General features: G+C 63.9%; 9 protein-coding genes. All 9 read left to right on the top strand.

Annotated features, from left to right (window positions below; all coding sequences use genetic code 11):
* Positions 1-1,214, top strand: a 1,214-nt coding sequence (locus tag EOA33_RS13670; protein ID WP_145989134.1) for a mechanosensitive ion channel domain-containing protein, incomplete at its 5' end; no start/stop codon positions are given.
* Positions 1,215-1,379: 165 nt separating this feature from the next.
* Complete coding sequence (locus EOA33_RS13675; RefSeq protein WP_006335571.1) at positions 1,380-1,643, top strand: hypothetical protein; 264 nt, start codon at positions 1,380-1,382, stop codon at positions 1,641-1,643.
* 205 nt (positions 1,644-1,848) lie between these two features.
* Positions 1,849-3,288, top strand: coding sequence for a UbiA family prenyltransferase (locus EOA33_RS13680; protein ID WP_127405848.1), 1,440 nt, complete (start codon positions 1,849-1,851; stop codon positions 3,286-3,288).
* A complete protein-coding gene (locus EOA33_RS13685) occupies positions 3,285-4,643 on the top strand; it encodes an FAD-binding oxidoreductase (RefSeq protein ID WP_245455448.1) in 1,359 nt (452 codons plus the stop codon). The genes EOA33_RS13680 and EOA33_RS13685 overlap by 4 nt, the downstream gene beginning before the upstream one ends.
* A gap of 119 nt (positions 4,644-4,762) precedes the next feature.
* Positions 4,763-5,197: an EamA family transporter gene (locus EOA33_RS13690; RefSeq protein ID WP_126054077.1), complete on the top strand. Its 435-nt coding sequence runs from the start codon at positions 4,763-4,765 to the stop codon at positions 5,195-5,197.
* A complete protein-coding gene (locus EOA33_RS13695; protein ID WP_126054078.1) occupies positions 5,194-6,201 on the top strand; it encodes an NAD(P)-dependent oxidoreductase in 1,008 nt (335 codons plus the stop codon). Before EOA33_RS13690 ends, EOA33_RS13695 begins: the two co-directional genes overlap by 4 nt.
* A 39-nt stretch (positions 6,202-6,240) precedes the next feature.
* Positions 6,241-7,701 carry an aspartate aminotransferase family protein gene (locus EOA33_RS13700; protein WP_189347724.1) on the top strand — a complete coding sequence of 487 codons (1,461 nt, stop codon included), beginning with the start codon at positions 6,241-6,243 and terminating at the stop codon, positions 7,699-7,701.
* 8 nt (positions 7,702-7,709) lie between these two features.
* Positions 7,710-8,951, top strand: coding sequence for a hypothetical protein (locus tag EOA33_RS13705; protein ID WP_126054080.1), 1,242 nt, complete (start codon positions 7,710-7,712; stop codon positions 8,949-8,951).
* Positions 8,948-9,700, top strand: coding sequence for an FkbM family methyltransferase (locus tag EOA33_RS13710; protein WP_126054081.1), 753 nt, complete (start codon positions 8,948-8,950; stop codon positions 9,698-9,700). Before EOA33_RS13705 ends, EOA33_RS13710 begins: the two co-directional genes overlap by 4 nt.
* The last annotated feature ends 47 nt before the right edge of the window (positions 9,701-9,747 follow it).

Consider the following 9,747-nt stretch of genomic DNA (forward strand, 5'->3'; position numbering starts at 1 on the left):
CGCTGCAGGTGGTGGTCACCGGCACCGTCCTTGTCACCGCCTATATCGGCTTCCTGTCGGCACGGGCGATCGGCGAAGAGGGCGGCTTCGCCGACACGTCGGCTGGGCGCTGGCTGACCGCCAATTCAAGCTATGATGAAACCGCGCTCGACCAGCTCGGCCTGGTCGTCAGCATCGCCATCAACCTGATGATCGTGCTGGTGTTCCTGCCGCTGATCCTCCTGATGTGGGGTTTCCAGCCCGGCGACATCCAAGCGTGGGCATACAAACTGGCGACGGGCGTCACCATCGGCTCGGTGACGATCTCGTTCACCGGCATCCTCAGCGGCATCGTGGTCTTCGTCATCGGCTATTTCCTGACGCGCTGGTTCCAGGGCTGGCTCGACGGCTCGGTGATGGCGCGCGGCAGGGTCGACGCCGGCGTGCGCAACTCGATCCGGCTGGCGGTCGGCTATGCCGGCGTCGCCATTGCCGGCCTCGTCGGCGTCTCGGCGGCCGGCATCGACCTGTCAAACCTGGCGCTCGTTGCCGGCGCCCTGTCGCTCGGTATCGGCTTCGGCCTGCAAAATGTGGTGTCGAACTTCGTCTCCGGCCTGATCCTGCTTGCCGAGCGTCCGTTCAAGGTCGGCGACTGGATCGTCGCCGGCGACACCACCGGAACGGTCAAGAAGATCAGCGTGCGCGCCACCGAGATCGAGACCTTCCAGCGGCAGTCGGTGATCCTGCCCAACTCGACCCTGATCAACAATGCGGTCGGCAACTGGACGCACCGCAACAAGCTCGGCCGCGTCGACATCAAGGTCGGCGTCGCCTATGGCAGCGACGTCAAGCGGGTGCATGCGCTTTTGCTCGAAATCGCGCGCAGCCATCCGCTGGTGCTGAAGAACCCCGAGCCGTTCGTACTGTTCGCCAATTTCGGCGCCGCCGCGCTCGAATTCGAGATCCGCGTGTTCCTCGCCGACATCCTGAACGGCAACATCGTGCAGAACGACATCCGCTTTGCCATCTTCGATGAGTTCAACAGCGAGCATATCGAGATACCCTCGACGCCACGCGCCGTGGTTGAGACGACAAAGCCCGAGGCGTGGCCGATCGACGACGACAAGATGGAGGCCGACTTCGCCGAGAAGGAGCAAGCGGAAGCCGAAGCCGCGGTTGAAAAGGCGCGCCTGGCAAAGTCCAGGCGCAAGGGCAGCAAACCTGATCCGGACTGAGGCGGCACACCACGGAATCGTGCCTGTGTCCGGCAAAAGCCAATTGCGGCATGAATGCGGCATTCAGTTGCGGTTCAGCTTCGATCTCATATAAGCTCGCATGCAAAGGGCGAGAATGCCTTGCAAATGCAACAAGAAGGCGGTGTGGAAACACCGGTATTGCAAATGTGGAAGTCTGTCGTCGCCGCCATCGCTTTTCTAGCCGTGGGCGGGTCGGCTTTCGCCGCCAGCGCGGTCAACAAGGACGCCGAGACCCGGACGCTGATCGTGACCGAGGGCGGCGGCAAGACGGAGCTGGCGCTGGCCGCCGGCGAAACCGTGGAATTCTGCCCGAATGGCTGTTTCGTCACCTTGCCGAATGGTGACCTCGAAGCCCTGACCGGCTCGGAAACGGTCGAGATTTCGGGTGGCGTCGCCCGCATCAAGTAAAACCGGGCAGCATCTCTCGCGAAGGCCGGGCAAACTGCCCGGCCTTTTATTGTTTCCGGTAGCGGTTGTTTAACACTGACCGGGGAAATACCACCGCACAGCCTGGCCGCAACCTGACGTTTTAACGTTCGCTGCGTCATCTCCCGCTATATCCGACCCGAAGCCGCCGAACAGGGCGCGAAGGAATCAGGCAGGGCAGGGAATCATGGACGCGCGGTCGGACAGGAACGCAATTCCGCTTGCGGTCGATCTCGACGGCACGCTGATTGCGACCGACCTCCTTTGGGAAGGCTTGTTCATCCTTCTCAAGAAGAATCCGCTCTATGTCTTCCTGGTGCCGTTCTGGCTGGCCGGCGGGCCGGCCAGACTCAAGCAGGAGATCGCTGCCCGCATCGATATCGATCCGGCTTCGCTGCCTTACCGCGAGGCGCTGCTCGATCGGCTCCGCACCGAGCATCGGGAAGGTCGCGAGATCGTGCTGGCGACCGGCACGCCGCGCAAGTTCGCCGAGGCGATCGCCTCGCATCTGGGCATTTTCGACCGCGTGCTGGCGACCGATGGTCCGCACAACATGACCTCAGGCAGGAAACGCGACTCGCTGGTCGCCGCCTATGGCGACGGCGGCTTCGACTATGCGGGCAACAGCCGGCACGATCTCCAGGTTTTCGACGCAGCGCGCAGCGCGATCGTGGTGGCGCCCGACCGCCATGCCGCGCGCTGGCAGGCCGGGCATGGCGCCGAAACGGTTGCGGTGCCGAAGCCGACATTGAAGACATTCGTCAAGATGCTGCGCGTGCATCAATGGCTGAAGAATGCGCTGATCGCGGTGCCGATGGTGCTGTCGCACGAGTACTTCAACATCGACATGATCTGGGAATGCGTGCTGGCGTTCATCTCCTTCAGCGCCGTGGCTTCCGCCATCTACATCCTCAACGACTTCTTCGACCTCGCGCTCGACCGCAAACACCCGACCAAGCGCTATCGCCCCTTCGCCACCGGCGCGCTCACTATCCCCTTCGGCTTCGGCGCGATGATGGCGCTGATCGCCGTCGGCATCGCCGCCGGGCTTTTGCTGCCGATCGAATTCCTCGGCGTGCTGGGCGGCTACATGGTTGTCACCACAGCCTATTCGCTGTCGTTCAAGCGCATGCTCCTGGTCGATGTGCTGACGCTGGCCGGGCTCTATACGATCCGGGTGCTGGCAGGTGCCGCGGCGACGGGCGTCGACGTCTCCTTCTGGCTGCTCGCCTTCTCGATCTTCTTCTTCCTGTCGCTGGCGCTGGTGAAGCGCTTCGTCGAATTGCGCACCACTGCCATTCCTGCCGGCGAGCGCATCGCCGGCCGCGGCTACCGCACCGAAGACCAGGAGATCGTGGCCCAGGCCGGCATGGCCTCCGCCTTCTCCTCGGCCCTGGTGCTCGCGCTCTACATGGACAGCGTCGCGGTGCGCGAGCTCTATTCGCATCCATGGGTGATGTGGCCGCTGGCGCCGATCGTGCTCTACCTCACGATGCGCGTCTGGATCCTCGCCCGCCGCGACGAGATGCACGACGATCCTGTCGTCTTCATCATCCGCGACTGGCGCAGCCAGATCGTTGTCGCCATCGGCGCCGCCCTTCTGGTGGCTGGAGCCTGGGGCGGTTGATCAGGGGCGGCGAACGTTTCGGCAGTTTTGGGCTGGCGACGCCTCCGGCACGCCATGCCATCCCGGCCGACCATGCCGTCGCGCTGCTGAAGAGCGGCGCTGCCAAGCCGGGTTCGCTGCTTGGTTATGGCAATGGCCGTTCCTATGGCGACACATGCCAGAATCAGGCCGGCTCGGTGGTCGACATGCGGCCGCTCAACCGCGTCCGCGCCTTCAATGCCGGGACGGGTGTGTTGGAAGCGGATGCCGGCGTGCTCTTGCGCGATATCATCTCCCATGCCGCTCCCTACGGCTTCTTCCCGGCGGTGGTTCCCGGCACGCAATTCGTGACGCTTGGCGGGGCGATCGCCAACGACATCCACGGCAAGAACCATCATCGGCGCGGCACGTTCGGCTGCCATGTCGAGTCGCTGACACTGCTGCGCTCGGACGGCAATACCTGCCGCTGCTCCGACACGGACAATGCTAGACTGTTCCGGGCAACCATTGGCGGCATGGGGCTGACCGGGCTGATCCTGTCGGCCTCGATCCGGCTGATGCGGGTGCCTTCGCTCGACGTCGTCGAGACGGTGACACCATTTGGCGATCTCGGCCAATTCTTCGAGCTTGCCGAGGCGGCCGACCAGGCCAATGAATATGCCGTCGCCTGGATTGACCAGCTCGCCGGCGGTCACGGCCGCGGGCGCGGCCTGCTGTTCGCCGGCAACCATGCCGAGCATGGCTCGCACACAGCGTCCCGCGCAAACGCCCGCCTTTCGGTGCCGCTGCAGCCGCCTTTCAATGTGCTCAACCGGCCGTTCCTCACCGCCTTCAACGCCGCTTACCGGTGGAAGAAAGGGCGATCGCCGGCGCCGCGTCAGGTTGGCTACCAGGGCTTCTTCTTTCCGCTTGACGGTGTTGGCGACTGGAACCGGCTCTACGGGCCGAAAGGCCTCTTCCAGCACCAGTGCGTGGTGCCGGAGGAGGCCGCGCGGCTTGCCGTGCCGGCGCTGCTGGAGGCGGCACGGCGCGCTGGGCAGGGGTCCTTCCTCACCGTGCTGAAGCGCTTCGGCAAGGTCCGCTCGCCGGCGCTGCTGTCTTTTCCGAGGCCTGGTTACACGCTGACGCTCGACTTCCCCAACCGGGGCGAGAGGACGCTCGAGCTGCTTTCCGAACTCGACCGCATCACGGTCGAGGCGGGCGGCGCGGTCAACCCCTACAAGGACGCGCGCATGGGCGCCGAGACCTTCGCGGCATCCTTCCCGGACTGGCGGCGGCTGGAGGCGTTGCGCGACCCCGCCTTCATGTCCGACTTCTGGGCGCGCACAGCGAAGAAACTGGATGAACGGCGAGGGATGGCAGAGGCGGCGGAATAGGTAGAATTCGAATAAATCTTGGCAAATAAAACATTGTGCCGGGATTTACTTAAAGCAGCACGTGATTTCACGAAATGTTTGCAGGTTTGTAGTAGGACCGCTGCGGGGCAGGTGGCAACATGAAATACATCGTCTTCATCCTTTTTACGGTCATGACCAATGCCGCGGCGCAGCTGATGCTGAAGCAAGGCATGATGTCGCTCGGGCCGATTTCGTTCGAGGGCACCAATCCGCTGCTGAAGCTGCTGCAGATCGTCTTCAGTCCCTGGGTGTTCCTGGGGCTCTGCACCTTCGTCATCTCGATGGCCTCGCATCTCTACGTGCTGTCGAAGGTCGAGCTCAGCTTCGCCTATCCGTTTCTCAGCCTCGCCTATGTCGCGGTGGCAGTGTTTGCCTACTTCGTTTTCCGCGAGGACCTCAACGGCTGGCGCGTTGCCGGCATCGCCTGCATCTGCGTCGGCACGGTGCTGATAGCGCAGAGCGGACGCGGAGATGAGGACCAGACCGCATCCATCACCCAAGACAAGATCGGCACAAGCGAGATCGTTCGATGAGACATGTCATTTTCGGAGGCGACGGTTTCGTCGGTCGCCACCTTGCCCCGAAGCTCGCGGCCGATGGCGAAGAGGTCGTTGTCGCCGACATCGTCAAGAGTGACCTGCCGCACTACCGGTCCGTCCGCTACATCAAGTGCGACGTGACGGAACCGGCTTCGGTGTCATGCGTCGGTGTCCGGGCGGACGACATGGTCTACAACCTGTCGGCGAAGATGCTGTCGCCGATACAGGTGCGCGCCAAGCGGCACGACTTCTTCTTCCCGGTGAACTTCCACGGCACCGAGCACATCATCAAGGTGATGGACAAGGCCGGCGCCTCGAAGCTCGTCCACTACACGACCGACATGATCTACGGCCATACGGTGACACTGCCCATGACCGAGGAACACCCGGTCGCGCCGCTCGGCGAGTACGGCCTGTCGAAGCTGAAGACCGAGGAGCTGGCTGCCGATTGGCGCAAGCGCGGCATGTCGATCTCGTTGTTCAGGCCGCGCCTGATCATCGGCCCCGGCCGCCTCGGCATCCTGGAAAAACTGTTCAAGCTGATCGACTGGAATCTTCCCGTGCCGATGATCGGCTCGGGCAAGAATCCCTACCAGTTCATCTCTGTTTTCGACTGCGCGGAAGCTGCCCGCGCCGCCTGGAAGGCCGGCGTGCCGAACGAGGCCTATAATCTCGGCTCCCTCAACCCGCCGCCGGTGAAGAAGCTGCTTGGCGACCTGATCCGGCATGCCGGCTCGAAATCGATCCTGATCCCGACACCGGGCTGGGCGGTCAAGCGCACGCTCGACCTGCTCGACCTCATGAACATGCCGATCATGGACCCCGAGCAATATCTGATCGCCGACGAAGAGTGCGTTCTCGACGTGTCCAAGGCCGAGCGCCAGCTCGGCTGGGTGCCGCAATATCGCGACGAGGACATGCTGATCGCCGCCTACAGCGAGTACCGCGCCAAGAAGGACGGCCATGCCGTCGCCACCGAACATGTGCCCGCCGAGTAAGGCGACCAAGGCCAATAGGAGATTCTCGAGATGACCGTCATGGCCAAGCCGGAACAAACGGGCGCGCGCACGCTTGTCGATGCGCCGGCGCTGTCGCCCGCCACCATCGCCAAGCCCGACCTGATCAGCGTCGAGCAGGCCAAGGCGATGGATGTCGCCCGCATCACCGACCTGTTCAAGGCGCATCTCAATCCGGGCCAGTTGCATTTCATGAAGCTGCTCGGCTTCCACAAGGTGAAGATCGAGCGCGCCGAGGGCATGTTCTACATCGACCAGAACGGCCGCAAGATACTCGATTTCTTCGGCGGCTTCGGTTCGCTGGCCTTCGGCCACAACCACCCGCGCATCCTGGAGGCGCGGAAGACATTTCAGGAGGAAAAGCGGCAGGAAATCGCCATCGCCTTCATGTCGCAATATGCCGCGGCCCTTGCGCACAACATCGCCAAGTGCTCGCCCGGCGACCTCGACATGGTTTTCCTCGGCTCGTCCGGCTCGGAAGCCATGGAAGCTGCGGTTAAGCTTGCCGAGCGCGCCGCCGGCCCGAAGCGGCCGAAGGTCGTCTATGCCGAGAATTCCTTTCATGGCAAGACCAAGGGCGTGCTGGCGATCACCGACGGCCAACTCTACCGCGCTGACTTCAAGGTGGCGGACAATGTCGTGCGGGTGCCCTTCGCCGACATCGATGCGGTGGAGCGCCTGTTCAGGACCGATCCCGAGATCAGCGTCATCGTGCTCGAAACCATCCAGGGCGGCGGCGGCATCATCCAGGCGCCCGCCGAATACTGGCAGAAGCTGCGCGCCTTGTGCGACCGGCATGGCGTGCTGTGGGTCGCCGACGAGGTGCAGTGTGGCTATGGCCGTTCCGGCCGCTTCTACGCCTTCGAGCATTACGGTGTCGTGCCGGACGTGACGGCGCTGGCGAAATCGCTGGGCGCCGGCAAGGCGGCGGTCGGCGCCATGATCGCCAGGCGCGATGTCTACATGAAGGCCTATGGCACGCCGAAGACGGCGATGATCCATGCCATGGCCACGTTCGGCGGCATGGGCGAGGCCTGCGTCACCGCGATCGAGGGGCTGAACGTGCTCTACGAAGAAGGCCTGATCGACAATGCGGCCGCGACCGGCGATTACCTTCTGCAGCGCTTGCAGGCGCTCAAGGAAAAATATCCGAAGATCATCAAGGTCGTGCGCGGCAAGGGTTTCATGATCGGGCTCGAGTTCCACGATTTCTCGCAGACCCTGCCTATGGTGCTGCGGCCGGTGGTCAGCGTGCTCGACGACAAGCTGAAGGGCTCGCTGTCCGGCTTCGTCGGCGCGCTGCTGCTGCGCGACTATGACGTCCTCGTCGCCTTCACCGAATACAACCGCAACGTCATCCGGCTCGAGCCGCCGCTGATCTGCCAGCGCGAGCATGTCGACCGCTTCGTCGATGCCTTCGACAGCCTGCTGTCGCGCGGCATCGTGGCGATCGTGAAGGATTTCGTCAAAAGCCTTCGCTGAGCGGGACGATGCTGACCAGGCCGCCGACTGTCCCGACCAATCCGCTCGACCGACTGACCGGCGCCGGCCTGGCGTGGGGTGAGGGGACCTATGCGCGGTTCGCCGCACCGATTGGCGCGATTGCCTTGGCGCTCTATATCCTGCTGACGGCGGCGACGGCCTGGATCATGCCCGACGCCAATTGGGATATGCTGCCCTATCTGGCGGTCGCCGAGGAAGGCACCTATCCCGATCCGCAGGCCCTGCACGACTATGCCTACAGCACGGTCAAGGCGGGCGTCTCGGCCGCCGACTACAAGACGCTGACTGACGATGGCGGCGGCTTCCGCAGCCACATGGCGGAGAATGCCGCAGACTTCCATTCGCTGCTCGGCATGTACCGGATCAAGTTCCTCTATGCCGAGATCCTGTCCGGCCTCAGCCATGTCGTGTCGCCGGTCGAGGCGATGCGGCTGGTGTCGGTGGTCTCGGTGCTGCTGTTCGGCGTCATTACGCTCATCTGGCTGCGTTCGGAAGGCGCGCTGGCTCTGGCTCCGATAGTCGGTGCGGGGCTGATCATGGCCGATTTCGGCGATGCGGCGCGCGCCTCGACGCCAGACCTCCTTTGCGCGGCGCTGTTCCTCGGCGGCCTGTTCGCCTATGTGCGCAGACGCGAGGCGGCGACCGCGATCCTGCTGTTCCTCGCCTTCATGGCGCGGCCGGACAACATCGTCTTCCTGGCCATCTTCGCCATGCTGCTCATCGCGTACCGGCAGAAGGCATGGGGCGCGCTGGCGGGCTTTGCCGCCTCGTTCATTGCCTATTTCGCCATCTCGCACTGGGCCCAGCACCCAGGCTGGTGGCCGCATCTGTGGTTCTCCACCATCGAGCAGCATTACAATATGGACGGCTTCGAGCCGCCTTTCTCGCTCGCGGCCTACCTCAGGGCGTTTGCCGTCTCGCTGCTGCGCGCCGTCACCATGAACAGCTGGGTTGGCGTCTCGGTACTGGCACTGGCCGGCTGGTTTGCGCTTGGCCGCGCCGGCTTCCGGCTCGACCGCCGCGCCGGCATCCTGCTTGCGGCTCTGGTGCTCGGCGTGCTGGCGAAGTTCACGGTGTTCCCGATCCACGACACGCGCATCTATTTCCCCAATCTCCTGGCGCCATTCCTGCTGCTTGCCGGCCCGCTGATGGCGCTGTGGGCTGCGGCCGGTCAGCGCCATGTCGCGGCGCACGTCATTGCCGGAGACAAGCCCGGAGACACGCTATGAGTTCCATTTCCAGCCTGGCGCGCCTTGCGCTGTCGTTCGGCCTGCCCGCCGGGCTGCTCGATCGCGGGCCGGCGCTGCGCGGCACGAAATTCCTCGCCAAGGCGGCGCTGAGGGCGCGCTTCGGTGGCAGGCCGTTCCAGATGGTCAATGTCGGCGCCTGCGATGGCGCCCTGTTCGACGATGTCACGCCGTGGCTGCACCGCATTGCGCGGGCGCGTGCCGTTCTGGTCGAGCCGGTTCCCTACAATCAGAAACGGCTGCGCGCCAACTATCCCGATACGGAGCGCTTCATCATCGAGCCGGTAGCTGTGACCCGGACCAAGGGCTCGATCACAGTTCATACGTTTGACGCCGCGGCACTCGAGGCCGGCACGCTGCCGATCGAGTTTATCGGCTGTTCCTCCGTCACCGACACCAATCTGATGTCGGGCAAGAACGCCTGGGGCGAGGAGGACTCCAACTTCAACAAGTTCGCGCCCTATCTGAAGGACATCGAGGTGGCCTCGGAGACGCTGCAGACGCTGCTCGACCGCAACGACATCACCCATATCGATGCCTTCCTCGTCGACTGCGAGGGCGCGGACTGGATTGTGTTCGACCAACTCGACCTCAAGCGCTACCGCCCCGGCATGATCAAGATCGAAGTCGGCGCGCTGCCGGCGGCCGAGATCGGCCAGGTCGTGGTCAAGCTGAAGACCGCCGGCTACCAGGTCGGCTTCCAGGCCGAGGACATCTGGGCTTTCGCCTGACCGAAATGGGCTTTGACAACGAGCATGTGTGCCGGGTCGCGCCGCAC

The sequence above is a fragment of the Mesorhizobium sp. M4A.F.Ca.ET.050.02.1.1 genome (assembly GCF_003997725.1).
GTDB lineage: Bacteria > Pseudomonadota > Alphaproteobacteria > Rhizobiales > Rhizobiaceae > Mesorhizobium.

Bases quoted from the DNA above. Each gene is read 5' to 3' on its own strand.
- EOA33_RS13675 (WP_006335571.1), top strand. From the start codon at position 1,380: ATGTGGAAGTCTGTCGTCGCCGCCATCGCTTTTCTAGCCGTGGGCGGG.
- EOA33_RS13680 (WP_127405848.1), top strand. From the start codon at position 1,849: ATGGACGCGCGGTCGGACAGGAACGCAATTCCGCTTGCGGTCGATCTC.
- EOA33_RS13690 (WP_126054077.1), top strand. From the start codon at position 4,763: ATGAAATACATCGTCTTCATCCTTTTTACGGTCATGACCAATGCCGCG.
- EOA33_RS13695 (WP_126054078.1), top strand. From the start codon at position 5,194: ATGAGACATGTCATTTTCGGAGGCGACGGTTTCGTCGGTCGCCACCTT.
- EOA33_RS13700 (WP_189347724.1), top strand. From the start codon at position 6,241: ATGGCCAAGCCGGAACAAACGGGCGCGCGCACGCTTGTCGATGCGCCG.
- EOA33_RS13705 (WP_126054080.1), top strand. From the start codon at position 7,710: ATGCTGACCAGGCCGCCGACTGTCCCGACCAATCCGCTCGACCGACTG.
- EOA33_RS13710 (WP_126054081.1), top strand. From the start codon at position 8,948: ATGAGTTCCATTTCCAGCCTGGCGCGCCTTGCGCTGTCGTTCGGCCTG.